Source organism: Allocatenococcus thiocycli (genome assembly GCF_921292965.1).
Taxonomy (GTDB): Bacteria; Pseudomonadota; Gammaproteobacteria; order Enterobacterales; family Vibrionaceae; genus Vibrio; species Vibrio natriegens.
In genome coordinates, this window is the sequence record NZ_CAKLCK010000045.1 from 35069 (window position 1) to 61626 (window position 26558).

The following is a 26558-nucleotide window of genomic DNA, read 5'->3' on the forward strand; positions in this document are numbered from 1 at the left end:
ACATAGAAAACCTATGCTCATAGGGCTGAACTTACTTGTCGCCTAGCTGCAACGCCAACTATTTAGGGGATGACGAATAAAAACTTAACGTCTGTTTTAAATTTAGGGTGGTGGAACATCGCCCTCTGTTTTACCTCTGTCCTACTTTAACCACAGCTTTCATCGAGCTTGGGAGGCACTAATGTATTTACCGCAAGAAATCATTCGTAAAAAACGTGACGGCGAAGTTCTTTCTGCTGACGAAATCAACTTCTTTATTCAAGGCGTAGCAAATAACACAGTATCTGAAGGTCAGATCGCGGCATTTGCTATGACTATTTTCTTCAATGAAATGACCATGGATGAGCGTATTGCCCTTACTTGTGCAATGCGCGATTCAGGTATGGTTATCGACTGGAGCCACATGAACTTTGGCGGCCCTATTGTCGATAAGCACTCTACAGGTGGCGTGGGTGATGTGACCTCTCTCATGCTTGGCCCAATGGTGGCGGCGTGTGGTGGTTTCGTACCAATGATCTCTGGTCGTGGCCTTGGTCATACTGGCGGTACACTCGATAAATTAGAGTCAATCCCAGGCTACAACATCACGCCAACTAACGACGTATTTGGTCAAGTGACGAAAGACGCTGGCGTTGCCATTATCGGCCAAACGGGCGATCTCGCTCCGGCAGATAAGCGCGTGTACGCAACCCGAGATATCACGGCTACCGTTGATAACATTTCCCTAATTACGGCATCGATTCTGTCTAAGAAATTGGCTGCGGGCTTGGAATCTCTAGTGATGGACGTAAAAGTCGGCTCGGGCGCATTCATGCCAACTTATGAAGCATCAGAAGAGCTAGCCAAATCTATCGTTGCGGTAGCAAATGGCGCTGGCACAAAAACAACAGCAATTCTGACAGACATGAACCAGGTTCTAGCGTCTTCAGCCGGTAATGCGGTTGAAGTGCGTGAAGCGGTTCGTTTCCTGACTGGTGAATACCGAAACCCACGTCTGCTTGAAGTCACAATGGCGTCGTGTGCGGAAATGTTGGTGCTTGGTAAGCTGGCAGAAAATACAGATGACGCACGTGCGAAACTGATGGAAGTGCTCGACAACGGTAAAGCGGCAGAATGCTTCGGCAAGATGGTTGCAGGTCTAGGCGGCCCAGCAGACTTCGTAGAAAACTACGAAAACTACCTAGAAAAAGCAGAAATCATCAAGCCAGTGTATGCGACGGAAACAGGCATTGTCTCTGCGATGGACACACGTGCTATCGGTATGGCTGTGGTTGCGATGGGCGGTGGTCGCCGTGTTGCAACGGATGAAATCGACTACGCGGTTGGTTTTGATGAGTTCATCCGTTTGGGTGAGGTCGCTGATAGTGATAAGCCTCTGGCTGTTATCCACGCTCGCAGTGAAGAGCAGTGGGAAGAAGCGGCAAAAGCACTACGCAGTGCAATCAAAGTAGGTGGTGAATACACACCAACCCCAGAGGTTTACCGTCAGATTCGTGCAGAAGATATCTAGGTCACCAGACCCTAACTGATTAAGTAATTACATAAGGCCTACTCAACCATACTTATTCGCCGAGTGGGCCTAAGGAACGAGCAATGAAAAGAGCATTTATTTTAGTACTAGACTCATTCGGTATCGGTGAAACGGCTGATGCTAAAGAATTTGGTGATGTAGGTTCAGACACTCTAGGTCATATTGCGGACCAGTGTGAAAAAGGCTTAGCAGATAACGACAAACGTCAAGGTGCACTTCGTCTTCCAAACCTATCTAAACTTGGTTTGGCTATGGCACATAAAGAATCAACAGGTCGCTTTGCTCCTGGTCTAGACGCAGATGCAGAAATCATCGGTGCTTACGGTCACGCGGCTGAGCTGTCTTCTGGTAAAGACACTCCGTCTGGTCACTGGGAAATTGCTGGTGTGCCGGTTCTATTTGATTGGGGTTACTTTAGTGACAAAACTAACAGCTTTCCTGAAGAGTTGACGAATCGCATTCTCGAGCGTGCTGGCTTAGATGGCTACTTAGGTAACTGCCATGCTTCTGGTACTCAAGTTCTGGATGATTTGGGTGAAGAGCATATGAAGACAGGTTTACCTATCTTCTATACTTCAGCAGACTCGGTATTCCAGATTGCGTGTCACGAAGAGACATTTGGCCTGGATCGTCTATTAGATCTTTGCCAAATCGCTCGTGAAGAGCTCGCTGATTACAACATTGGCCGTGTTATTGCGCGTCCATTCATTGGCCCGGGCAAAGGTCAGTTTGAACGTACTGGTAACCGCCGTGACTTATCAGTTGAGCCGCCATCAGCTACTGTTCTACAGAAATTGGTAGAAGAGAAACAAGGCAATGTTGTTTCTATCGGTAAGATTGCCGATATCTACGCAAACTGCGGTATCACTAAGAAAGTGAAAGCAACAGGTATCCCAGCACTGTTCGAAGCTACGCTAGAGCAGATCAAAGAAGCAGGTGATAACACCATCGTATTCACTAACTTTGTAGATTTCGATTCAGCTTATGGCCACCGTCGTGATGTGGCGGGTTACGCTGCGGCTCTTGAGTACTTTGATGGTCGCATCAACGAAGTGCTAGAGCTAATGGATGAAGACGACGTACTTATCCTAACCGCGGACCACGGTTGTGACCCGACATGGCCAGGTACAGACCATACTCGTGAGCACATCCCAGTATTGGTTTACGGTCAAAAAGTGCCTGCTGGCTCTCTTGGTCGCCGCGAAACGTTCGCAGATATCGGCCAAACGTTGGCGAGCTACTTCGGTACTTCACCAATGGAATACGGTAAGAACTTCCTGTAATCGGGATACTAAAAACTGGGAGCGTAATGCTCCTAGTTCTATGTTTGCAGTATGAAAGTGCTGCTTGTCGGAAATGAGAAGACTCTGGCTGACAGCGCCTTAAGCGCGGAGCGCTAGAGAAAGGTTAAGGAGAAAAAAATGGCAACTCCACATATCAATGCTGAAATGGGTGCATTCGCAGACGTAGTACTGATGCCGGGTGACCCGCTACGTGCAAAATACATCGCAGAAACTTTCCTTGAAGACGTTGTTCAAGTGTGTGACGTTCGTAACATGTTCGGTTATACAGGAACATACAAAGGTCGCAAAATTTCTGTAATGGGCCACGGTATGGGCATCCCATCATGTTCGATCTACGCGACAGAACTTATCAAAGACTTCGGTGTGAAAAAGATCATCCGTGTTGGCAGCTGTGGCGCTGTGAATGAAGACATCAAAGTACGTGATGTTGTGATCGGTATGGGCGCGTGTACGGATTCAAAAGTAAACCGCATTCGCTTTAAAGGCCATGACTTCGCTGCCATTGCTGATTACAAAATGGTTCGTGCCGCAGAAGACGCAGCAAAAGCACGTGGCATTGATGTGAAAGTGGGTAACCTTTTCTCTGCAGAGCTTTTCTACACGCCTGATCCAGAAATGTTCGATGTAATGGACAAGTACGGTATTGTGGGTGTTGAAATGGAAGCGGCTGGTATTTACGGTGTAGCAGCAGAATACGGTGCTAAAGCACTAACCATCTGTACGGTTTCTGACCACATCAAAACTGGCGAGCAAACCACTTCAGATGAGCGTCAAACCACGTTCAACGACATGATGCTGATTGCACTGGATTCGGTATTACTTGGTGATAAAGAGTAAGCCCCAGTAATCGCAACTAAGCACCTAAAAAACAGCCCGCACAATGCGGGCTGTTTATATATTCAATTCTGATTACCGGTGAGTTATTTGGTTAGCAGGAGGTTTTCTGCCTTCTTTCTGCGAATTGGTTGCCTGCGTAAAATCATAATGAACAGCATGCCACACACAAAACTCATCAAGACCATCATGTACATGTAGCGATCACTTTTGCGATAGTGGTGGTCAGAAATCGCGGTAACACGGCCTGTTTCGAACGTCACTCGGACAAAACCGACAACAGAACCGTCTGCAATGACAGGCTCAACCAGTTGTTGTCGACCAATTGAAGCGGTTGCCAGTGGGGTGTCTAATCCCAAAACTTCTCGTACTGATAATGCTTCTTCACTGGAGGCCAGGCGCACGCCTTGTGCATCATAAATGGTTGCATCAAATACCAGACGATCTTGTGCGAGTTGATTCGTCAACTGCAGTAATCGCTCCTGATCATTGTTCACAATCATTTCACTGGCAGACAAAGATGCCTGCGAGATCAAAACCTTGGTGAGTGTCTCAAGCTGATGTGCTTGAATTTTTTCGTTGCCCTTACTGATGACTACACTGTTTTTTATCGTGATAAATAGCATCACACACAGTAGTATTAGCGCCAGAATTCGTAGGGCATTCCTTACTGAGAACAAGGATTCACTCATGCTCTTTACTCATCCATTTAAAATAAAACAAAGACTTGCCTTTTTAGTTTGTTGAGGTAACGTTTTAGCAAAGTCACCAAGGATTATATACATGGACGCGTCAAAAAGCTTGCCTATAAGAAAACATACGACACTTTTAAATCGACTGCCTGAAACTCGCTTTGCCTCTCAGTTGGATAGAGCCAAAGCAAATTGGATTATTTTTTCTACTTACCTTTCACCGCGTCATTTTGAAGACATTGACTTTTATACTGGTTTTTACAATCCGGTCCTAGAAACATGGAAGGTGGGTCAGTACGAAGTCGCATTGATGTCAGGTGAACTTACGTCTCAACACGAAACGATTTTAAAAAGCCTTAACTTAGATTACGCATCACTCAATGAAGTTCCTGATTTATCAACCACAGGGCTCATTGTGTTTGATATGGACTCGACAGCCATTCAAATTGAATGCATTGATGAGATTGCGAAGTTGGCTGGTGTTGGCGAAGAAGTCGCTGAAGTTACAGAACGTGCGATGCAAGGAGAACTGGATTTTGAACAGAGCCTTCGTCAACGAGTTGGCAAACTCAAAGGTGCTGACGAATCTATTCTTGAACAAGTACGCTCGCAACTTCCATTCATGCAAGACTTTGAAGCTCTGATTGCTACAATGAAAGCGTTGGGCTGGAAAACCGCGATTGCTTCTGGTGGCTTCGACTACTTCTCTGATTACATCAAAGATAAGGTGGGGTTAGATTTCGCTCGCTCGAACAAGCTGGAAATCATCAACGGAAAACTCACGGGTAAAGTGCTTGGTGACGTCGTCAACGCGCAAGTGAAATCCGATATTTTGGTTGAATTAGCGGATGAGTACGAAATCGAGCAGCATAATACGGTTGCGGTAGGTGACGGCGCGAATGATTTGGTGATGATGTCTGCTGCTGGTTTGGGTATAGCGTACCATGCGAAACCGAAAGTCGAGGCACAGGCTCAATCTGCGATTCGTTATTCTGGTTTGGGTGGTGTGCTTTGTATCCTGTCAGGGGCGCTGGTTAAACAACAGAAAATTAGCTGGAAGTCTAAGCCATAGCCTATTGGTAAAAGACAGCTAACTTGCTTCAATATTGAAACACCGCCGAACAGGGCGGTGTTTTTTATTCGGTTAGCTCTAATCTAACGAGTACTTCTTCCGTGATGTCTTCAAACTCACTGTAACCGATAAGTGCAGTAAGCTCTTTTTCTAGTTTGCTTGCCTGATGCACACTAAACTGGGTTAACTCACTCAAGTCTCTTTGCAGTAGAGAGGTCATAGGTTCAAAAATAGGCGCGGTAGAGAGACGCAGAACATAGAAATCGCCCATCATGCGCGCTTTTTTTATAAACTGAATGCGCTCTTTCAGGCTGCTAAAATCCTGATGCAGCTTGGACTCTATACCAGTAACCTTGTTACCGATTTTTGAAGCGCTGATGTAAATGTCTTCGTGTTTTTCCTGTACGCCTTCTATACGTTTGATTAGGTCTGCGATCAGAGTGCTCGTACGACCTTTAAAGATCGGATCCAGAATAAACTTATTGTCATGACCAATCTGAGCAAAAATCTCAACATGTTTGGGCAAGGGCAGATTTACACCGATAACCGGTGTTTTAAATGATCCCGTTGATGTTTTACTAATGAAAACCGGAGAACTCAGGCTTCTGGAAAGAATAGTACTATGCAACCTCTCCAGTAGCTCATGGCTTGGCAGCACATCTGCCTGCTGAAGCAACTTGTTCTTATTATGCTCAATGACTTTATTAAGAAATGCGATCACTCTACGTGCTTTGCTACTTTGACCAATGACCAATTGAACTCTATGACCATCGGGGCTGACTCGCACGACTCGATAAGGCACGTCGGATAGCGGCAAGTTGCTATCGTACAATTGCAGTTCACGAAAGTTAATGGTGACCTCTTGACCTGCGCGCAAGGAGGCTGGAGTTTCTAGCTGAATTCCGAGTCCTCGCTTCGAAATATCAACACTGTATCCCGAACTATTTACCTGCTCCGACATTAACGCGAGTGGCGTTTTAAATCGATAGCGAGGCTCTTTACGCCGAGATTGCGCATCAAAATACATCCCTTTGGGTTGGCCGGTTATTCGCCTCGGATGTCGAAACGCATTTAAGGTGTTTGAAGGCAAACGAGGCTTTTCGGTTAACAGATAGTCTTGTCCTGAAGCTTCGTCCGAGATTTCTTGCAAGATCCCCACATGAGTGAGTAAATTCGAGGTTTCTGCCAGCTCTGATGAAAATGAGGCGAGTTCCTCTTTTTCTTGCTCGGAAAGTTCGAAGATAGACACGCGAAAAACTCGCCAGCTTTTTCGCTTTGCTCCTAAATGCCAGAATAGTTGGCGTTGCTCTCTGGTTGCTTCCGGTCTCAGCATCGAATAGAAATAAGTTTTGTTATCGTGCTCGTGAGTAAATGAATAGAGAACGTTAGTGGTGCCTTTTACTCCCGGTGTAATCAGCGATGTCATTCTTTCTTCATGGAACAGGGAGCCAAAAACTTGTTGGTTACGTTCATCGTGCCAGTATTGCCATAGCTTTTGATTATTCGGCGTTAGCATGGCAAGTTTGAGTTCGCTTCCTTGAAAGAACAGTGGCAAGTTGCTGGTGTGTTTAAGAGCCAAATGCTCATATCCGCGCGTACGAGCCCGAATGATCTTATCCTGATTATCATGACGTGTGCGTTTCGCATCGCTATTTAGCGCTTCATCAATGACTCTGTCGATCACATTGGTTTCGGTTAGGAGAATGGTTCTCAGATATCGAATGGCATCATTTTCGTAGCAGTCTTCAACAGCCAGAATCCGATAAGTCAGAGGTTTTTCAATTCCGGCTAATTGAGATTTACTGGCAAAGTCGGTAAAAGTCACCTCAATGATTTCACCAAGGTTGTATTTAAAGGCGCTGGGCACTTTGAATTTTGCACCAGAGCTTGATAGATCAATGCTTACACCGTGGAGCAGTTGGCCTTTTGAACGATGTATTTCTACTTGTGACTGGACTTTTAAACGCTTTTCCTGACGCTTTAAGTCAAAACCTAATTGGATAGGTACGGCACTAAACGGGTTTTGAGTCTCAGATAGGGAGGAGCGATGTTCTTCGACAGCTTGTTTGCCCATTACTCGAAAATTATTCCGGGTGCTAATAAGCGTTTCCCAGACGCCTTCGGTATAGCCACCATACTTTCTGGTGCTTTTGTGATAGGCATTGAATGCTACATCATCTAACCAGTGTGGAATGCCATCAAATATGTATTTTCTGCATTCCCCGTTAACACGACCGCGTAAATCAATGCTTTTTTTGCACGGTGCCATTAATCGGTTTAATTCTATCTTGACCAAAATTTTGGCTGAAGGTGGCGCGTCCTCGGTCAATTGGCCAAGGACAAAATCAAAGTCTACAGAACCATAGACTGGGATGAGCCGTTCCGCGAGCGAGAGAATTTCAGATTGCAGCATTATTTCTGTTAGAGTATGTCGTTATTTGAATTGTATCGGCTAAGCGCAGTAAACCTTGAGTATATTCAGTTCTCAAGTCAGTTGGCAGTGCTTGGTCACATTTGTTAAAAATTGAGGCATCATGGCGAAAGCAAAACGAGCGTATGTTTGTAATGATTGCGGCGCAGACTTTCCGCGTTGGCAGGGGCAATGTAATGCGTGTGGTGCATGGAATACGATTACGGAAGTACGAATTGCTGCTTCGCCGACCGTCGCCCGCAATGAACGCTTAAGTGGTTATGCAGGTTCTGCGACAGAATCTCAGGTACAAACGTTATCAGAAATTAACCTGCAAGAAGTGCCACGCTTTACCAGTGGCTTTAAAGAGCTTGATCGTGTGCTTGGTGGCGGTGTCGTTCCCGGTGCTGCGATATTGATTGGTGGTAACCCCGGAGCAGGTAAGTCAACGTTGCTTTTGCAAACCATGTGCTCTTTGTCGGGACAAATGCCGACTTTATACGTAACGGGTGAAGAATCGCTGCAACAGGTTGCGATGCGTGCTTCTCGTCTTGGGTTGCCAAAAGATCACCTGAAGATGTTATCTGAAACCAACGTGGATAAGATCTGTCAAATTGCTGAGAAAGAGCAACCTCGTATTATGGTGATTGACTCGATTCAGGTGATGCACGTTTCTGATGTTCAGTCTTCGCCGGGTAGTGTCGCGCAGGTCCGTGAGTCCGCGACAGCGCTTACACGATACGCGAAGCAAAACAATGTTGCGGTATTTATCGTTGGTCACGTAACCAAAGATGGTACGCTCGCTGGCCCGAAAGTTCTTGAACATATTATTGACTGTTCAGTGTTACTAGACGGCGGCACTGATAGCCGATTCCGAACGTTGCGCAGTCACAAAAACCGTTTTGGTGCAGTGAACGAACTTGGCGTATTTGCAATGACAGGGCAGGGCCTCAAAGAAGTGAGTAACCCATCGGCGATTTTCCTTTCTCGCGGTGAAGAAGAGACTTCAGGGTCTTCAGTTATGGTCGTTTGGGAAGGGACTCGCCCTCTATTAGTTGAGATACAAGCTCTGGTGGATTATTCGCAACTCGCTAACCCACGCCGAGTGGCTGTAGGCCTCGAACAAAACCGTCTATCTTTATTACTGGCTGTGCTGCATAAACACGGCGGGTTACAAATGGCAGACCAAGACGTGTTTGTGAATGTCGTCGGTGGTGTAAAAGTCACTGAGACCAGTGCAGATCTTGCGTTAGTCATGGCGTTGTTATCGAGCTTTCGTGATCGGGCTCTACCCAAAGATGTGGTTATCTTTGGTGAGGTTGGCTTAGCGGGGGAAATTCGTCCTGTACCGAGTGGGCAAGAGCGATTAAATGAAGCGTTTAAACACGGCTTTAAGAAAGCAATTGTACCAGCTGCTAATATGCCAAAAGGTGGCATCCCGGGCATGCAAATTCATGGGGTTAAGAAATTATCAGAGGCAATCGAAGCTTTTGATGAGTTATAAAGCGCTAAACTAGGCGTTTCAAATATGTAAAATCCATTTTCAAAGAGAGCGAATAAAGCACACAAATCGTTATATTTGGCTATCCTTTGAGGATGGAAAATTTACGTTAAAAATTTTTTTCTTCCATCTGCACGCAAGGGTATCAGTATTGACAGAATATGATATACTCTGCGCGCACTTTATACCTTATTAACAGAGTAAGACAATGACTGATTTATCAAAATACAGAAACATTGGTATTTTTGCTCACGTAGACGCGGGTAAAACTACCTCTACAGAGCGTATCCTAAAGCTAACTGGTAAGATCCATAAGATTGGTGACACTCACGACGGTTCAACTACTACTGACTTCATGGAGCAGGAAGCTGAGCGTGGTATCACTATCCAGTCTGCAGCAACAACTTGTTTCTGGAACGATCACCGTCTAAACATCATCGATACTCCTGGACACGTTGACTTCACAATCGAAGTTTACCGTTCTCTAAAAGTACTTGACGGTGGTATCGGTGTATTCTGTGGTTCTGGTGGTGTTGAGCCTCAGTCAGAAACTAACTGGCGTTACGCTGACGAATCACACGTATCACGTCTGATCTTCGTTAACAAACTAGACCGTATGGGCGCAGACTTCTACAAAGTTGTAGACCAAGTACAAAACGTTCTAGGTGCAACTCCTCTAGTAATGACTCTACCTATCGGTATCGAAGAAGATTTCGTAGGTGTTGTAGACGTACTAAGCCAAAAAGCTTACGTATGGGATGAGTCTGGCCAGCCAGAGAACTACGAAGTTCAAGATATTCCTGCAGACATGGTAGACAAAGCTGCTGAATACCGTGAAATGCTAATCGAAACTGCTCTAGAGCAAGACGAAGATCTAATGATGGCTTACCTAGAAGAAGGCGAAGAGCCATCTCTAGAAGACATCCAACGTTGTATCCGTAAAGGTACACGTGACCTAGCATTCTTCCCAACTTACTGTGGTTCAGCGTACAAGAACAAAGGTATCCAACTTATTCTTGACGCGGTAGTAGATTACCTACCAGCGCCAACAGAAGTAGATCCTCAGCCTCTAACTGATTCAGAGACTGGCGAACCAACTGGTGAAGTTGCAACTGTATCTGCAGATGAGCCACTAAAAGCGCTTGCGTTCAAGATCATGGACGACCGTTTCGGTGCCCTAACATTCATCCGTATCTACTCTGGTAAGATGAAGAAAGGTGACACAATCCTTAACTCTGCAACTGGTAAAACAGAGCGTATCGGCCGTATGGTTGAGATGCACGCAGACGAGCGTAACGAGATCGATTCAGCACAAGCTGGTGACATCATCGCTGTTGTTGGTATGAAGAACGTTCAAACAGGTCACACTCTATGTGATCCTAAGCACGAATGTACTCTAGAGCCAATGATCTTCCCAGATCCAGTAATCTCTATCGCTGTTAAGCCTAAAGATAAAGGCGGCTCTGAGAAAATGGGTATCGCGATCGGTAAAATGGTTGCAGAAGATCCATCTTTCCAAGTTGAGACAGATGAAGAATCAGGCGAAACTATCCTACGTGGTATGGGTGAACTTCACCTAGATATCAAAGTTGATATCCTAAAACGTACTTACGGCGTTGAGCTAGAAGTAGGTGCTCCTCAGGTTGCTTACCGTGAAACTATCACTCAAGCAATCGAAGACAGCTACACGCACAAGAAGCAGTCTGGTGGTTCTGGTCAGTTCGCGAAAATCGACTACCGTATCAAACCAGGTGAGCCAAACTCAGGCTTCGCGTTCAAATCAACAGTTGTTGGTGGTAACGTACCTAAAGAATTCTGGCCTGCAGTTGAGAAAGGCTTCGCTGGCATGATGCAAACTGGTGTTCTAGCTGGCTTCCCAACTCTAGACGTAGAAGTTGAACTATTCGACGGTGGTTTCCACGCAGTTGACTCTTCAGCTATCGCTTACGAAATCGCTGCTAAAGGCGCATTCCGTCAGTCTATGCCTAAAGCTGGCGCGCAACTTCTTGAGCCAATCATGAAAGTTGACGTGTTCACTCCAGAAGATCACGTTGGTGACGTAATCGGTGACCTTAACCGTCGTCGTGGTATGATCAAAGACCAACAAGCTGGTACTACTGGCGTACGTATCAAGGGTGATGTACCTCTATCAGAAATGTTCGGTTACATCGGTACTCTACGTACAATGACTTCTGGTCGTGGTCAGTTCTCTATGGAGTTCTCACACTACGCACCATGTCCAAACAACGTTGCAGAGCAAGTAATCTCTGACGTTAAAGAGCGTAACGCTAAGAAATAATTCTTAAGTTAACTCTATGATTTTAAAGCCCCGCCTAGTGCGGGGCTTTTTATTAATCTCAAAAAATAATTTTGTCATTCAATTGGAACGATTCAGTCTGATAGCGCGATGGTTTTAAAGTCTCGATTAACCGACTTTTCAAAACTGTCGATCTCTACTTTTAACCACTTTGCAAACTGCTGTGCTTTAGGCCGTTGTAGGTATCCCTTTGGGGCACATAAATAGTAAGCGAATTTAGGTTTGATGGCGATGTCGCCAATCCGAACCAACTTGCCTGTTCGAAAATACTGATAGGCCAAGCTGTGTTTCACAAGCGCCACCCCTTGTAATGATAAGGCAGCCTCAAGTACGAGGTGGGAGCCGCTGTATTTTAGCGCTGGTTTGGCAGCATGTTGTCCTAGTCTTTCTAACCACATATTCCAGTCGAGATCAGGCCAAAGATCTTCGATAAGCTCCGCTTTGTTCAAATCTTCGATGTTATAAATGCCGTGCTCTTTTTGATAAACCGGATGACAGGCAGGATAGAAAGCTTCATCCATTAACCATTGCGATTCTAAACTAGGATAGTTTCCTGAGCCGTAACGAACGCATAAATCTATTTGACTGTCTTGAAAAGAAACCAGTTCATTCGTTGGCTCCAGCAAAAGTGATAGCTCAGGATGACGTTGTCTAAAGGCCGTTATTTTAGGAACTAGCCAATGGTGTGCAAACGAGGGAAGAGTTGAGATAGAAAGTTGGTTTGGGTTGGGATCTTGGTTAATTAGACGAACACCTTGTTGTATGTGATTAAATCCTAGTTCTGCTTGAGCAAATAGCAACTCTCCCTGAGGTGTTAGCAGTATCTTCCTGTGTTGGCGAACAAACAGGTCAGTACCCAAAAACTCTTCTAACTGCCGGATTTGTTGGCTAACTGCTGCAGGCGTAACAAACAAGTTTTTGGCAGCGGTCTTAAAGCTGCCTTCTTTCGCTGCGATGAAGAAATAGTATAAGCCTTGTAGAGGTGGCATCCGATCTTTCACATTAGTTTTCCTTAACTCAATGGCAGGTTCTATCGTTTGAGATTATTAAGGTAGTCGTTGATTATTAACTGGTCAACAGAATAAAAGGGTGGAAGAGATGGAAAACGTCACGAATAACTGTGAACGAGCTTTGCTAACGACACAACAAAATTGGATTCAGTTAATTTTTTCTAAACTCTACTTATGGAGCAGAAATCATAGGACTCGTCGTCATCTAAGAGAGTTACCTGAACATCTTTGGAATGATATTGGTTTGGAAAAGCATGAGGTGTTAAAAGAAAGCCATAAACCATTTTGGAGGCCGTAGTTTGAAGCAAGGTTGAGTGGCACTCCCCAACGGCTATTGAGGAGTGCTAGCTTAATTATAAGTCTTCTTCCCAGAGTACTAATTGGCCTTTAGGCCAGTTATGACCAAGTTCGTGGTACTTTTGTTCAAGTACGTGGCGCTTTATTTTCAGAGTTGGGGTAAGAACGCCATTTTCGATATTCCATGGCTCTTTTATCATCAACACGCCTTTTATTTGCTCGTGAGATGCCAGCTCTTTATTCATTCGCTCAATGACTTTACGAGTGGAACGTTCATAACGATCTTTGTCGAAGTGAGGGAAATCATGCGGCACGACCAACAATATTGGACCTGGTAAGCCAAGACCAATCAGACACATCATTTCTATGCGACTGTATTCGAACAATTTCTTTTCTATCGGGACGGGAGAAACGAACTTCCCTTTTGCGGTTTTAAACGTGTCTTTTTTCCGGCCTTGAATAGTAAGATAACCATCAGAATCTATCGCTCCGATGTCACCAGTGTGCAGCCAGCCTTCTGAATCGAAGGATTCTTGAGTCGCGATATCATTTTTATAATAGCCAGAGAATAATCCTTTACCTCGAACCATGATTTCACTGTCATCAGCAATTTTCAGTTCTATACCAGGCCCCGCATTGCCGACAGTACCAATTTTATCGGCTCTAAAAGGATAATTAATCGTGCTGTAAGCAAAGGACTCCGTCATCCCCCAAGCTTCGGTAATATTAAGCCCAACGCTGTGGTACCACTCTAACAAAGCTGGTGATACGGGAGCAGAGCCACACCCTAATACTCGGGCTTGGTCTAAACCTAACCCAACGGCAAGTTTCTTCTTAATCAGCGAATTAACAAAGGGGATCTTGAGAAGAATGTTCAAAGACTTTTGCGGTAACTTATCCTGAATTCGCTGCTGGAATAACGTCCATAACCTTGGCACTGAGATGAACAAGGTTGGTCTATGCATCTTTACATCTTCAATAAATGTGTCGAGTGACTCTGGAAACGCAGTGGGTACGCCCCCCATAATTGAAGAACCAAATATATACACTCGTTCAGTAATGTGCGCGAGTGGTAGATAGGAGAACAATCGGTCGTTTGGTTGTATGCCAATATGATTGATCAGCTGTTGCACAGACCAACTGAATGCGCCGTAGGTCAACATTGCGCCTTTTGGTAAGCCTGAAGTACCGGATGTATAAACCAGCGACATGAGCTTATCGTCGTAATGTTGTGGACGTTCTACACTTGGCACTTCATTTGCTATAAGCTCGTCATATTGATGCTGGCACATCGGTGCAGAGTTATATGGCAGTGCGATACTGATCAGATCGCCCATTTCATTAATTACTTGCTGAGTTGCCTTTGAGTCGTCCAACTTACCGCCGATAAGCACCTTACTTTCACTGTGCGTGAGGCAGTACTCGATAGTGTCTGCTCCAGCCGTTGGGAAGATGGGCACACTAACGTAATCACCCAGCATCATAGCTAGATCGCAGATAAACCACTCTGCGCAATTTTTGGAGATTAACGCTACCTTATCACCTGGATTAACACCTAGCTTGCGTAATGCGCTCACCAGCTTTAGAGCTTGGTCTGCGACTTCAGCGTAAGTGAATTCAACGAATTCCCGATTAATGATTTGCTTTAAGTAGACTTCATTTGGGCGCTCCGATGCCCATTTTAGAATCATTTCGTTAGGTGGCGGGAGAGCGCAAGTCTGCTCATTTAACTTGTTAGCTTGATTCATTCTCTAACTCCATGTTAATCGCAGGATTTATCATTGTTAATTTTTTGTTAACAATAGCATGGGTGAGTTAATTTGGGTATATGAACCATTCCACTTTATAAAAAATATCTCAAAACTATCGACAGGTAGGGTATTGGTCTCTCGCTTCACTTAATCAATAACGCTGAATTGTCGCAGGCAATGACTCGCAGTTAATGAATGATAGATAGATGCTGGTTATTTATTGATATTCAATACCGCGGTAGTGTTCATACAAGTGCATGACTTTTTCAACGTAATGACGAGTTTCTGCGATAGGCAATGTTCGCGTTAACTGAAAATACAGCGCATCTTCGCTTAATTGATTCACATTATGGGTGAAGGTTGTCAGTGATTGTGTAAAGGTAAGTGCACGCATTAGGTTAGACAAACCACAGTTGTATGCCGCAATCATCAAAAGCCGTCTGTTTTTATCTGACCTGACGGCGTGTAAATAGTCATTGCTCAGAATATGTAAATACGCGCTACCGATCTCTATATTAACCTCAGGCAAAGATAAAGTATCGGTTTCTATCTGGCGACCTGAGTAGTACTTTTGCACTACCTCTAAAACAGCACCCTGCGGCATGATTTGCATTAGCCCAATTGCGCCTTTATGCGAGTGGGCATCCGGGTCAAATGCACTTTCCGTGTGCATAATGGCAAGTAACAGAGCACTTTCAAGCTGCCATTTTTCTGCGCCCTCCAAGACTAACGGTAAAAACGTCCAACCCGCAGCGGGAAGGCTTGATGCCCATCTTGTATCAATACGGGATGTGGCAGTGTTAGTGCTGCCTCTTAGTTGTATCACCGCTGAAGATGTGCCGTTATTAAGGGCTAGGCGGGGCTTGGGTGCTGTGACGGTTTTTGAGTTTGGTATTGCCTTTGCTGCTGTCAAAGGTTGTTGCGGTCTTTTTAGCATTTTTGCGCTGAGAGATTGACTCTGTTGCTGCTTAATCGCATGTTGATCGACTACGGTTGTTTTGGCATGAGCACAGAAAGAACAGATGAGCAGCCCTATGACAAGTACAAACATCAACTGCCACTGCAGATCCAGCAAGCGTCTCTCCAGTAAACCTCGATCAAGAAAACCTCGCTGTCGATGAAAAATCGGTCGGAAATACGCTTTGGAGAAAAGATTGCAATACAAATCCTCAATCACCGTCTTCCCTCACTGTTAAGAATGACCCGATACTCTTGGCTTATAGCGGTAAGCGTCTCATTCTGAGTTTGTCATGAAACCATTGGTGGTACTTTCCGTAATCCACGTTACTTGGCCAAATCAAAGAGGCATAGATATGCTTGCTAAACAGACCACTTTCACTTGGCAACTTTGCTAAGACCTCTTGTTGCCGGTTATGAGTAATAGCATGCTGTGGCACAAAAGCGATGCCTTTTTGCGCAATACAAAGATCGACGACCAGATTAATGTCATCGAGTACCCAAATATTATTGTTAGCTACATTGGATAAATCGAGTTCGTACTCATAGCCATCTAACAGCAACAGTCGGGATTCAGTCAATTTTGGCATGTTAAGCTGTTGTTGGTGCACAACCCAGTGGCAGTCTACCGGAAACAGTTCGTCGATATTAAAATTCAACGTGCTACGGTGATAGGGGTTACCAATGGCCAAATCCATCTCATCCTTGTGAATGCATTCGATGAGCTTATGGCTCGGTTTGGTTACGACGGTTAATTCTACGCCCGGAAAGGCATCGCAGAATTCGATCAGCGCCGATTTTACCGCAGGGCTGAACAGTAAAGGATCAATACCGATACACATACGCACCAACTGACCATCCATTAAGGACTCGGCGACATGGTTGAGATCTTTGTATTTATTAATAACAGGCGAGGCAAGCAGGTAGAGCTTTTTCCCCCGTTCGGTCAGTGCGATGGGTTTAGTATCACGATCAATTAATGCGTAGCCTAGCATTTCTTCGAGGCTTTTGACCGCGCCACTTACGGTCGATTGTGATTTACCTAGCTTTCTTGCTCCTGCACTGAACGAGCCATAAGTTACCACCGCATGAAAAGAAATCAGATTATCGAATGCCAGTTTCATTGTGCGCCTACTGTTTTTTATCCTTGTTACTTTTAGCGTAATTGCTATTTGGCAAGTTGAATAAAGTAGGAATTAAATTGTGATAAAAATCAAAAACTTTGTCAGAGAAAAAAAATCTTATTTTTTATTGATAAATTTCAAAACAAGATCAACTGATTGAAATATAGAGGTTTTTTATAAATCCCTGAAAATAATGAGAATTATTTATAGTATGAGTAAGTTGTAATCATCGGTAGCACCGATATGTTTCATTATTGAGACGTTATTCCTCGTTCTATGCTGATAGAGAAAACCAATAACATAAAACAGGAAGAGGGTAACACCATGATTACTAAACTTTATGTCACCATAAGTAACTACTTGCATAGCCTAAAAAATGACGAGCGTGGCGTGACTGCCATCGAGTATGGTCTTATCGCTATCGCCATGGCAGTGGCGTTATCTGCAGTGTTTTTTAGCAACGCAGACGGTACCCTTGTTAAAGAGCTGAAAGATGCCTTTTCAGACATTGCCGCGAAGCTAAGTACCAGACCATCATAACCGTAAATTAAAATTGCAACAGCTAAGCCTGTGTTGGTGATTTATACCCTACTGGCAGTGCTCTGTGCGATGGTGTCGCTATCGGATCTGCGCCATCGCACCATCAAAAACAGCCATGTAGCGGTGATTGCCGTGTTGGCAATGGTCATTGGCAGTGCAGACTACTCGCTTGCGAGCCTTTGGATACTTGGCATTTGTTGGTCTGCGCTGCTGGTTCTGCATATTTTTAACGTTATGGGAGGGGGAGACGTAAAACTCATTGCCGCTTTCTCTTTGGCACTCCCGACGACTTTTCTGCTGCCTGCGCTTGTGTTGGTGACGGTGTTTGGGGGAATGCTCGCCATCATCTATCTGCTCAAATTCTGGTGGATGTCACGGCGCAACAAAGAGCATGACAGTGCGCAGATCGGTCTCCCTTACGGAATTGCAATTTGCTGTGGTTTTTATTTGGCACTTGTTTTGAACGCAGCCGTTTAATCAGTGGGAGGGGCGTATGCGATCTCGTATCGGGGTGGTGCTGGCTCTGTTAGCGTTGGTGATTGGTGGATTTGGGCTGTTCAGCCAAATGTCCACTCAACCCGCACAGCAGACAAGCGTTACCCAAGACAATAACTCTAATCAACCTCAGGTGCACCACGTTCAGGTATGGCGCGCTAAGCAAGATCTTACCCGTGGCAGCGCCATCGGTATTCAAGATGTTCAAAGAGAGCAAATGCAGCTCAACATGGCGTTAGAGGAGGGGATAAACGCCGATATTCAACTCGATTTTTCACCGACTACTCTGCTGTTTAACGATGTGCCTCAAGGTGAAATCGTATTCGCAGAATACCAAGTCAAGCAGAACGACCCAAGGCATATCGACTTGTTGATCACGGCGGGGAAAGAGCCTTATTCATTGCTGGTCAGCACCCGAAATCTGGTCAAAGGTTACATTCGCCCTGGTGTGTATGTGGATGTGTTATCGGTGGGGTCGCCACAGGAAAACTTATCCGACGAGCGCAGAAGCAACATTGAGTTTAACGGGGTCAGCGCACGCCACATCTTACGCAACGTGAAGGTACTAAGCGTGGGTAACTCTAAAGAGCCAGTGGACTCTCCGGTCAAATCTAACGTCTCCAGTGACGACGACAACCAAATCGTCATCGTGGTCGAAGTCGAGCCAAGTGAGATCGCCAAGTTATCCATCGCGCAAAAAACCATGTACCTCGAAGTGTACAGAACTCATCACTACCAAGAACCTGTATTTGCAGAAGTGCGGGATGTCATTGGCAATTACAGCGGGGTTGCTGAGTTAAGAGGGGCATCTCGACAATCTGCACAAGGAGAAGAGCTGTGATGGTACCAACAATAAAAACGACTTGTCGAATGGCGATGTGTGCGTTGCTGGTGTTGCTATGTAATGCATCCGTCTATGCGGCCGAGCGATATATTACTGTCGGCGATGGTCAACACATCGTCGTTGACGAAGCCATCTCAACCATTTTTATCAGTGCGCCAGAGGTTGTGGACTACAACGTCGTGAATGAAAACACCGTCGTGGTATTCGCCAAAGGGGTCGGGCAAGCACGGTTGATTGTTTACGGTAAGTCGAACAAGGTTTTGCTTTCTGAGCGAATCATTGTCGATGTCGATCTCTCACTGGTGCGCCGTCAGATCAAGCTGATGTATCCGGACCTGGATATCAAAGTTGAATCGGTGGGCGAGCAAGTAGCAGTGAGCGGCATTGTGGAATCAGAGCAACAACGTGATGACATTTATCGCATGGTTGCGACCTTGCTCGGGCGTGACAAAGTCGAAAAGTGGGAAGCGACACAAATTCTTGAATTTGAGGGTGACGGTTACGACGTAGAAGAGCCGCAAAGTATGATCTTTGCCCGCAATATGACTTGGCAAGGTATTTTGGAACTGCTTGAAGTCGCCATGGATCAGCAAGTTAACGTTAAGATTTCGGTAGCGCAAGTAACGGAAAGCTTCTCGAAAACGGTGGGGGTAGATTGGTCTTCTGTCGGGGCTGATGTCGGTGAGTTCCTGTTTCAACAATTTGATGCCGCGGATTTAACCACCCTGATTACCGCTCTCGGGAATGAAAACGTGGCGCAAATCTTGGCAGAGCCTAACCTGACCGTCATTTCTGGCGAATCTGCGAGCTTCTTGGTTGGGGGCGAAGTTCCGGTGGTGGTGAGTACCAATAACAACGTCAACATTACGTTCAGAGAGTTTGGTATCAAGCTCGATCTCACCGCGAAGGTATTGCATGAAGACAAGATCCGTATGCGGCTTATGCCAGAGGTGAGTGAAGTTGAAAGGTACATTCGTGCCGCAGGGATAGAAGTACCTCAGTTTGCCACCCGACGAGCGATGACCACGATAGAACTGGGAGACGGAGACAGCTTCGTGCTTGGTGGTTTAATGAGTAGCGCCGACTTAGAAGAGCTGCAGAAAACGCCACTCTTGGGGGATGTGCCTATCTTGGGGGCGGCATTTCGTAAAGCCTCTACAGACCGACGCCACACGGAACTGATTATTGTTGCAACGGTAAATTTGGTTAAGCCGATGAAGAACAAAGACATTCAAATGCCATACATCAAAAAAACCTCGACACTGCACCGTTGGTTTAATGTGGCCGATGCCAATGATGAAGGCAATAAAGGCAATGACCCAACCATCAAGTTGCTATCTCAGGGAGGATTTATCCAATGAGACGAATACTAATGACATTGCTGGGTGTGGTATTACTCTCCGGTTGCGCAGAGCGTTACTTTAATGGCCCGGGCGCCGAGGCCCTGATTTATCCAGAAACCCACGTGTATCAATTGACGATTAAATCGACAGCCGAATCCGCCGCGCAATTGGGTGAAATTGTCGACAAAGTGGATGAAATCGATTCAGGTGCCAGCTATTTGCTCGAATATCGCAATAGCAAAGGGAAACAGGTGGCGTTGCATACACTCAAAGCTCGCCCGGCATTACCACAGCGAGCCGAAGCATTCTCCCTTAAACAAAACAGTACCTTAGCCAGCGATTTGCAATTGACGGTCACTTACCATGCTCTGATGACAGCGGCGTGTAAACCGGCACAAATCGAACAGGCTAACCCAAGTCGAAACTGCTTTTCTGAAGTCGCCAGGATGAAGCAAGTTTCTCACAAGGAACGCATAGTGGAGGGGCTCTAATGTTTGATTTAGGAAAATCGCTTAAGCAGATCAAACCACCCATTTTAGAGGGCGGACATGGCCCTTCGGGTTGTGTGTTGCTGTATCAAAGCGCCGAGTGTGTCTCTCTGGTAAAGGAAATGTTCGGCTTTGAAGGTTGGAGTGAGCCAACCTGCATCAAGCAAAACTCGGTGCCGAAAAACTTCTTTTCTGAACAGAGCGGTAACATTGTGATTCTGGAGCTTTCTGAATCCTCTGACATCGTTGCCGATGCACAACGGTTAACCAACCAAATGCCGACGCATAAGGGTATTGTGGTGATCGGCACGGAAGATTCGATCAGCGTTTTGCGCCAGTTGAAAGATATCGGATTCTACTATTTATTTTGGCCAATCAATAAACATGAGTTTGCTGACTTCATCATGAACGTTCATCGCAACTTGCAAACCTACACCGGGGTGAGCAAACAGCGCAGAGCAAAACGTGTGGCAGTGGTAGGCAGCAAAGGTGGTATCGGCACCTCTTTTATAGCCACAGAGGTCGGCTCAAAACTGGCAGAAAATGACATCGATAACGTGCTGGTAGATCATCAGTATAACAACAGCAATATTGATGTATTGCTGGCGTTAAACGATTATAAACCACGCTCGATAGACGAGTATGCGGTTCCTGTCCATGAGCTCGATACGGAAGGGGCACTCAGCTATCTGACTAAAATCCGCAAAAATTTACGCTTGTTATCCCTTAACAGTGAGCGTTCTCAGGCCGAAATTTTTAACTACAGCCAGGCATTGTGCGAGCTACTTAGCCGCAATACCAACTTCATCATTGAGGACTTTTCCGGCAGTGTCGATTTTAAAGTTGACCCACATATGCTGATTGATAATTACGATGTGGTGGTGGTGGTTTTTGAGCCTTCTATTGCTTCCATTCGTAATGCCCGCTCTCTGCTTGAACACCTGGAAAGTAAACAGCTTTCCATGAGTAAACGGGTTCGGATCATCACATTGGCGAATCATCATCGCCCCGAAAATACCTTTGTGATTGAGCAAAAAGACCTGAAAAAATACTTAGGATCAGAGGTTAACCTCAATATGGCCTATTGTCGCTCGTTGGCGCATCTGCTGCTGGAGGGTAAACGTGCGCACAAACATGATCGCAGTATTAGCCACACGATTGATGATCTCACGCGTCTTATCAATGGCCAGCCGGCCCAGCACACTAGCGGTTTTCTCGCTAGATTGGGGGTAAGATGAGTTCAAATAAAGAGGTTTATTCAGCTTTCCGGGCCCAGATCTTTGAAGCGTTGGATGTGGAAGCGATACAGTCCCTTGAACGGTCGGAGATCGAGGGACAAATTCGAAATGCCGTGGATGTGTTAGCGCTCAACTTTGATCGCCCCATCACCAGTATGATGAAGTCTAGTCTGGTTAAAAGCATGCTAGATGAGCTGTTTGGTTTGGGGCCGATCCAGCCTTTGGTGGATGATAAAGCGATCACCGATATTCTGGTCAACGGCCCGAATAATGTCTTTTATGAAAAGCACGGCAAGCTAGAAAAATCCGACATCACTTTCATTGACGAAGACCAAGTACGCACAATCGCCAAGCAAATTGCCGCACGGGTCGGACGTCGTGTGGATGAACTTTCACCCACGGTAGATGCTCGCCTGGAAGATGGTAGCCGGGTAAACGTGGTAATTCCCCCGATTGCATTGGATGGCACCTCCATTTCCATTCGTAAATTCCGTGAACAAAACATAGGGCTTGAGGAGCTGGTGGAATTTGGCTCTATGTCCATGGATATGGCGAGGCTGTTGTCTATTGCTTCTCGTTGCCGGATGAACATCTTGATTTCTGGCGGTACAGGGTCAGGTAAAACCACGCTACTGAACTCGTTATCTCAATATATTAGTGAAGATGAGCGCATCGTCACCATTGAGGATGCCGCAGAGCTGCGCTTGCAACAACCAAATCTGGTGCGTTTAGAAACCCGTGCTGAGAGCATTGAGCATACAGGCTTAGTGACTCAGCGGGATTTGGTGATCAATGCGCTGCGTATGCGTCCTGACCGAATCATTCTTGGTGAGTGTCGTGGTTCGGAAGCATTCGAGATGTTGCAAGCGATGAATACCGGCCACGAAGGTTCGATGTCGACCTTGCATGCGAACTCGCCTCGTGACGCGATATCCCGTGTGGAGTCTATGGTGATGATGGCGAATTTAAACCAACCTCTTGATGCCATTCGTCGTGCGATTGTCAGTGCCATCGAGTTGGTGGTTCAGGTGAGTCGCCTGCGTGACGGGTCACGAAAAATCACCAGCATTTCAGAAATCGTCGGTCTTGAAGGCGAAAGTGTGGTGATGGAAGAGATATTCCGCTTCCAATACGAAGAAGTTGGCTATGGCGAAGCCGTTCGAGGACGTTTCCTTACCGAGGGCTTAATGCAACGTTCTGAATTGGTGAAAAAAGCCCATTTCTATGGCTTGTATGAAGAGCTGATGAAAGCGTTTCAAGGAGCATGAACATGATGTTATGGATATCTTTCATACTATTTTGTATCGCTATTTTGTTCTTATTGAGCGGTAAAAAGAGCAAGATCGAGAACTATTTCCCGGAAACGGAAGTGGATGAAGATATCATTACGGCGATTAACCTCAATGCACTCCTGGATCAAAACTTGTGGCAGCGGTTAAAAAACAGTGTATCGCCTGCCATTAAGGTGCTTGGTCCAAGAGCGTACTTGATTACTTTTCTATTCTTGTGCTTGTCTGGTTATGTCAGTTATTACGTCGTTTACCAGCTGCTGAATGTTAACTCTGCCATTTTTTCATTCGCCATCTTTGCTTTCTCTATACTTTGGGGCTACTTCTGGCTGCAAAATCGACGCCGATTAGATTTTGAGAAAAAATTCCCTGATGCATTGAACATTCTAATGAGTGCGGTTACGGCTGGGGAAAGTTTGATGCACGCTTTTTCCTTTGTGGGTGACAACATGGGTGGGGAAGTCGGCAGAGAATTCCGTGAAATGGGCGAGCGACTCAAACTAGGGGAAAACCCAGAAAAGGTACTGCTACGCTCGTGCAAAGCGTTCCCTTACCCTGAATACGTATTTTTCACTATTACGGTGCGAGCTAACCTCAACCGGGGCGGACAATTAAAGCATGTACTCGCGCGCTTAATTCGTATTCTGGTCGATGCAAGAACGTTAGAGTCGAAAAAAATGGCAATGACGTCAGAGGCAAGAATTTCAGCCAAAGTGGTGGCAGCCATTCCAGTGGTGTTCGCCATCATTATCAGCCAAATTAATCCTGATCATATCGATTTTGTGCTTAATGATGCTCGTGGCCGAATCGTTTTATATTACGTCGTCGGCAGTGAGTTGCTTGGGTTATTTATTGTTTGGCTTTTGGTAAAAGGGGTAAGACGATGATTGTAGCAATGAGTGTATTACTGATTGTGTGTGCGCTTACGTTTGTCTTTTACGATTACTATTACACGCGCAAACGAGAAGTGGCATTAAATAAATATTTAAAACACAGCAGAAAAAAGCAAGAAAAACAAAAGCTGGATACCTTTATCGTTAAATTTGGTGAAGGAAATAAAAAAGATTTAGAGCAAAAATTATTAAACGCGGGTTATTACAATAAACAGCTCGCCAAATATTACTTCCCATTTAAAGCCTTATTGTTTGTTGCAGCACTGATCTTTATTTTCTTTATGCAGACAAGTTTTAACAACAAGATAATTCTGCTTCTTGCCGCTGCGGTTTCTATTATTATCTTGCCGGATTTTTTGCTGGAAGTTCGCCGGCGTTGGCTGGTGCGTAAAGTGTCGAAAAACCTGCCTTATGTGCTCGATATTATGGCGGTATGTGTACAAACCGGTATGACGATCGAGGCATCTTTTGCCTATTTAGCCAAAGAGCTGAAAATCTTCGATAAAGATTTGTGTTATCAAATTAGCAAAACTTCAGAATCAGGCAGAGTACTCGGGATTGAAAAAGCCCTACACGATCTCTCGCAGCGCTTACCCGCCCCAGAGATCAACAGCTTTGTGCTCACTATTATTCAAAACCTGCATTATGGCACCTCTGTTGCTGGCGTGTTGAGTGATTTAGCAGAAGATATGCGCCGTATTCATTTGCTCGAGGTAGAAGAGAGAATGGGTAAGTTATCAGCAAAAATGAGTGTGCCTTTGATTTTGCTGATCATGTTCCCAATCGTAATTTTCATTCTTGCACCGGGCTTTTTGCAAATTGATTTATCGACGCTATCGGGGAATGGATAATGAAAATAATCGCCGTTATGAGCCTCTCACTCTTTTTAGTTATAGGTTGCAGCACTACCACACACAATGAAGAAAATGTGGTGACAAGTATGCAGCGGGTAGAAAACCACTCAGGGCTGATCAGTCACTATAAATTGCTTCTGGAACAGAATCCGGATGATGTACAGGTGATGCAAGAGTTGGCGCATGTCTATTTGGAAAAAGGGGATGTTGAGTCGGCTAAATTTTATGTGCAGTACTTGCTCGATAAGGGCATCGAAAACGCGTTGCTCGTTCAGCTCAGAGGACAAATCCATAGTCAGGAAGGAGAAGACAGCCTTGCGTTAGAGCAGTACCAGCGTGCTATTGCCATGGGACATAATACAGGAGAGATCCAAGTGTTGTCTGGCATTGCCTACAGTAATCTTGGTAATTTTTCGTTGGCAGAGCGTGCTTTCAACCAGGCTCGTCTCAAAGGTTACAACGATGTGGCGATAAAAAATAACCTTGCCGTCGTGCATTTAGCTCAGCAACAGTATGACGATGTGATTGTGCTGTTAGCACCGGTTTACCAAGAGAATCCAAATAACGAAAAGGTGCGCGCGAATTTGGCAATCGCCCTTTTCAAAACCGGTGAAGTGTCTCAGGCGAGGGAGTTACTTGAGGATGCCTTTACCGATGCTCAAGTTGCACAAATATCGAGAAAGTTACACCGTTAAATAGGGTGAACGATATGAACCATTTATCTACCAGATATCAGGTAACAAAAGCAACGCTGTCGTCATCTCGATCTCGTTCGTTAACAAGATCGAAAGGGATAACAGTAGTGGAATTTGTTTTGGGCGCACTGGTGCTGGCAATTTCATTACTCATGTTGTTTGAAATGGGGCTACGCATTTATACCACCAGTGTGGTTGAGTATGCGCTAAGAGAAACCGTGCGTAGTACCAAGATCTTCGAGGGTAGTAGCACTTACAGCAGCTATAACAATACCTTGCGAGCTGCGTTAGATGAGGGTGGTACGCTTTGGTCTGCGTTTACCCCTGCGGACAATTTCACTATTACGGGTAAGTATTACTTAACTTATGCCGATCTGATTGCGGACGCCAGTTTGTCAGATGCAGAAATGCTGGAAGGTGATTTAGGCTATCAAATTGCTGAAATAACCCTAACGTACAACTACCAGCCTGTTTTGAATGTATTTTCCAGTGATCCTGTTCCTATCACCAGAAGCACTTTGATTAACTTAGAGCATGAAGGTTGGGGGGAATAATAATGAAATTACCAACCCGACAAAAAGGCGCGTTCACCATTGAGCTGTTTTTTGTGTTGATTGCGATTGTGACCATTTTTTATTTTATGACCGATCTTAGCGATAAGCTAATGGCAAGAGCACAACTCGATCGTGGTAGCTTTGCCCTGGTGAATATACTCAAAGAGCGCAGTCGTTATTACGATGAAAGGGTAAATATAGACGCTACGGATACGTCACAGATGCAAATACTGGCTGCCCGATTACTGAATACCACGGAGAGCAGCGTGGCAATCAAAATTGAAGCGTTGCACAACAAAACAGGTTGGCAAATGTTCGAAAGTCAGCAATACACAAATTTAGGCTGCAGAGCCGTTGCGTTGAAAGATAAATCGGATCTTGTTCCTGTCGAAAATAGCGTCGTGTTTCCCTTGTATCAAGTGACGCTGTGCCAAAAGAAAAACTCTTGGTTTGCAACACTTTGGGGGGAATCCGGCCAACCGACAATGACAATCACATCCAGTTCTGTTGTGGTGGGGAGGTAAT

At 45.3% G+C, this 26558-nt stretch carries 25 protein-coding genes; 19 read left to right on the top strand and 6 right to left on the bottom strand.

All coding sequences use genetic code 11. The features are described from left to right. The first annotated feature begins 181 nt into the window (after positions 1-181). The 3 genes from deoA (at position 182) to deoD (ending at position 3672) form a co-directional block, all read left to right on the top strand. Positions 182-1510: a thymidine phosphorylase gene (deoA, locus tag L9Q40_RS18610; protein ID WP_014232866.1), complete on the top strand. Its 1329-nt coding sequence runs from the start codon at positions 182-184 to the stop codon at positions 1508-1510. An 83-nt stretch (positions 1511-1593) separates the two neighbouring features. Beyond that, a complete protein-coding gene (locus L9Q40_RS18615; protein ID WP_065297323.1) occupies positions 1594-2814 on the top strand; it encodes a phosphopentomutase in 1221 nt (406 codons plus the stop codon). 138 nt (positions 2815-2952) lie between these two features. Further along, positions 2953-3672 carry a purine-nucleoside phosphorylase gene (gene deoD / locus L9Q40_RS18620; RefSeq protein WP_014232864.1) on the top strand — a complete coding sequence of 240 codons (720 nt, stop codon included), beginning with the start codon at positions 2953-2955 and terminating at the stop codon, positions 3670-3672. Positions 3673-3755: 83 nt separating this feature from the next. Here deoD and L9Q40_RS18625 read toward each other — a convergent pair whose 3' ends face one another. Next, the gene (locus tag L9Q40_RS18625; protein WP_014232863.1) at positions 3756-4361 is read right to left on the bottom strand and encodes a YtjB family periplasmic protein; all 606 of its coding nucleotides are present in this window, start codon (positions 4359-4361) and stop codon (positions 3756-3758) included. A 91-nt stretch (positions 4362-4452) separates the two neighbouring features. Here L9Q40_RS18625 and serB point away from each other — a divergent pair, with 91 nt between their 5' ends. After that, positions 4453-5433: a phosphoserine phosphatase gene (serB, locus tag L9Q40_RS18630; RefSeq protein WP_014232862.1), complete on the top strand. Its 981-nt coding sequence runs from the start codon at positions 4453-4455 to the stop codon at positions 5431-5433. A gap of 64 nt (positions 5434-5497) precedes the next feature. On the opposite strand, the gene L9Q40_RS18635 is transcribed toward serB, so the two are convergent. Beyond that, positions 5498-7846, bottom strand: a complete 2349-nt coding sequence (locus tag L9Q40_RS18635) for a PilZ domain-containing protein (RefSeq protein WP_498794188.1) — start codon at positions 7844-7846, stop codon at positions 5498-5500. 121 nt (positions 7847-7967) lie between these two features. Here L9Q40_RS18635 and radA point away from each other — a divergent pair, with 121 nt between their 5' ends. Together radA and fusA are read left to right on the top strand one after the other, a co-directional pair. Then, the gene (radA, locus tag L9Q40_RS18640) at positions 7968-9347 is read left to right on the top strand and encodes a DNA repair protein RadA (RefSeq protein ID WP_014232860.1); all 1380 of its coding nucleotides are present in this window, start codon (positions 7968-7970) and stop codon (positions 9345-9347) included. Positions 9348-9552: 205 nt separating this feature from the next. Further along, complete coding sequence (gene fusA / locus L9Q40_RS18645; RefSeq protein WP_014232859.1) at positions 9553-11643, top strand: elongation factor G; 2091 nt, start codon at positions 9553-9555, stop codon at positions 11641-11643. Between the two features lie 92 nt (positions 11644-11735). Here fusA and L9Q40_RS18650 read toward each other — a convergent pair whose 3' ends face one another. After that, positions 11736-12662, bottom strand: coding sequence for a LysR substrate-binding domain-containing protein (locus tag L9Q40_RS18650; RefSeq protein WP_498794189.1), 927 nt, complete (start codon positions 12660-12662; stop codon positions 11736-11738). A 97-nt stretch (positions 12663-12759) separates the two neighbouring features. Between L9Q40_RS18650 and L9Q40_RS18655 the strand changes: the two genes are divergently transcribed. Further along, a complete protein-coding gene (locus tag L9Q40_RS18655; RefSeq protein ID WP_498794190.1) occupies positions 12760-12969 on the top strand; it encodes a DUF1127 domain-containing protein in 210 nt (69 codons plus the stop codon). Between the two features lie 55 nt (positions 12970-13024). Here the strand turns inward: L9Q40_RS18655 and L9Q40_RS18660 are convergent, their stop codons facing one another. The 3 genes from L9Q40_RS18660 to L9Q40_RS18670 all read right to left on the bottom strand — a co-directional run bounded on the left by L9Q40_RS18660 (position 13025) and on the right by L9Q40_RS18670 (position 16800). After that, positions 13025-14716 carry an AMP-binding protein gene (locus L9Q40_RS18660; RefSeq protein ID WP_498794191.1) on the bottom strand — a complete coding sequence of 564 codons (1692 nt, stop codon included), beginning with the start codon at positions 14714-14716 and terminating at the stop codon, positions 13025-13027. 220 nt (positions 14717-14936) lie between these two features. Then, entirely contained in the window at positions 14937-15794 is an 858-nt protein-coding gene (locus L9Q40_RS18665) for a transglycosylase SLT domain-containing protein (RefSeq protein ID WP_498794192.1), read from the bottom strand. Positions 15795-15936: 142 nt separating this feature from the next. Then, the gene (locus L9Q40_RS18670; RefSeq protein ID WP_498794193.1) at positions 15937-16800 is read right to left on the bottom strand and encodes a LysR family transcriptional regulator; all 864 of its coding nucleotides are present in this window, start codon (positions 16798-16800) and stop codon (positions 15937-15939) included. 324 nt (positions 16801-17124) lie between these two features. On the opposite strand from L9Q40_RS18670, the gene L9Q40_RS18675 reads away from it, so the two are divergent. The 12 genes from L9Q40_RS18675 to tadF all read left to right on the top strand — a co-directional run bounded on the left by L9Q40_RS18675 (position 17125) and on the right by tadF (position 26557). Continuing rightward, positions 17125-17340, top strand: coding sequence for a Flp family type IVb pilin (locus tag L9Q40_RS18675; RefSeq protein WP_498794194.1), 216 nt, complete (start codon positions 17125-17127; stop codon positions 17338-17340). A gap of 30 nt (positions 17341-17370) precedes the next feature. Further along, positions 17371-17817 (top strand): A24 family peptidase, encoded by a 447-nt coding sequence (locus L9Q40_RS18680; RefSeq protein WP_498794195.1) that lies wholly within the window; start codon positions 17371-17373, stop codon positions 17815-17817. Between the two features lie 16 nt (positions 17818-17833). Next, complete coding sequence (gene cpaB, locus L9Q40_RS18685; protein ID WP_498794196.1) at positions 17834-18676, top strand: Flp pilus assembly protein CpaB; 843 nt, start codon at positions 17834-17836, stop codon at positions 18674-18676. Between the two features lie 29 nt (positions 18677-18705). Continuing rightward, a complete protein-coding gene (locus tag L9Q40_RS18690) occupies positions 18706-20040 on the top strand; it encodes a type II and III secretion system protein family protein (RefSeq protein ID WP_498794250.1) in 1335 nt (444 codons plus the stop codon). Further along, positions 20037-20513 (top strand): hypothetical protein, encoded by a 477-nt coding sequence (locus L9Q40_RS18695; protein ID WP_498794197.1) that lies wholly within the window; start codon positions 20037-20039, stop codon positions 20511-20513. The genes L9Q40_RS18690 and L9Q40_RS18695 overlap by 4 nt, the downstream gene beginning before the upstream one ends. Beyond that, the gene (locus L9Q40_RS18700) at positions 20513-21748 is read left to right on the top strand and encodes a CpaE/TadZ family protein (protein WP_498794198.1); all 1236 of its coding nucleotides are present in this window, start codon (positions 20513-20515) and stop codon (positions 21746-21748) included. The genes L9Q40_RS18695 and L9Q40_RS18700 overlap by 1 nt, the downstream gene beginning before the upstream one ends. Continuing rightward, positions 21745-23016, top strand: a complete 1272-nt coding sequence (locus tag L9Q40_RS18705; protein ID WP_498794199.1) for a TadA family conjugal transfer-associated ATPase — start codon at positions 21745-21747, stop codon at positions 23014-23016. The genes L9Q40_RS18700 and L9Q40_RS18705 overlap by 4 nt, the downstream gene beginning before the upstream one ends. Positions 23017-23021: 5 nt before the next feature. Further along, positions 23022-23924 carry a type II secretion system F family protein gene (locus L9Q40_RS18710; RefSeq protein ID WP_498794251.1) on the top strand — a complete coding sequence of 301 codons (903 nt, stop codon included), beginning with the start codon at positions 23022-23024 and terminating at the stop codon, positions 23922-23924. Continuing rightward, the gene (locus L9Q40_RS18715) at positions 23921-24781 is read left to right on the top strand and encodes a type II secretion system F family protein (protein WP_498794200.1); all 861 of its coding nucleotides are present in this window, start codon (positions 23921-23923) and stop codon (positions 24779-24781) included. Before L9Q40_RS18710 ends, L9Q40_RS18715 begins: the two co-directional genes overlap by 4 nt. Positions 24782-24870: 89 nt before the next feature. Beyond that, positions 24871-25479, top strand: a complete 609-nt coding sequence (locus L9Q40_RS18720) for a tetratricopeptide repeat protein (protein ID WP_498794201.1) — start codon at positions 24871-24873, stop codon at positions 25477-25479. A gap of 107 nt (positions 25480-25586) precedes the next feature. After that, positions 25587-26033 carry a pilus assembly protein gene (locus L9Q40_RS18725; RefSeq protein WP_498794202.1) on the top strand — a complete coding sequence of 149 codons (447 nt, stop codon included), beginning with the start codon at positions 25587-25589 and terminating at the stop codon, positions 26031-26033. 2 nt (positions 26034-26035) lie between these two features. Further along, a complete protein-coding gene (tadF, locus tag L9Q40_RS18730; RefSeq protein WP_498794203.1) occupies positions 26036-26557 on the top strand; it encodes a tight adherence pilus pseudopilin TadF in 522 nt (173 codons plus the stop codon). Position 26558: the final 1 nt, after the last annotated feature.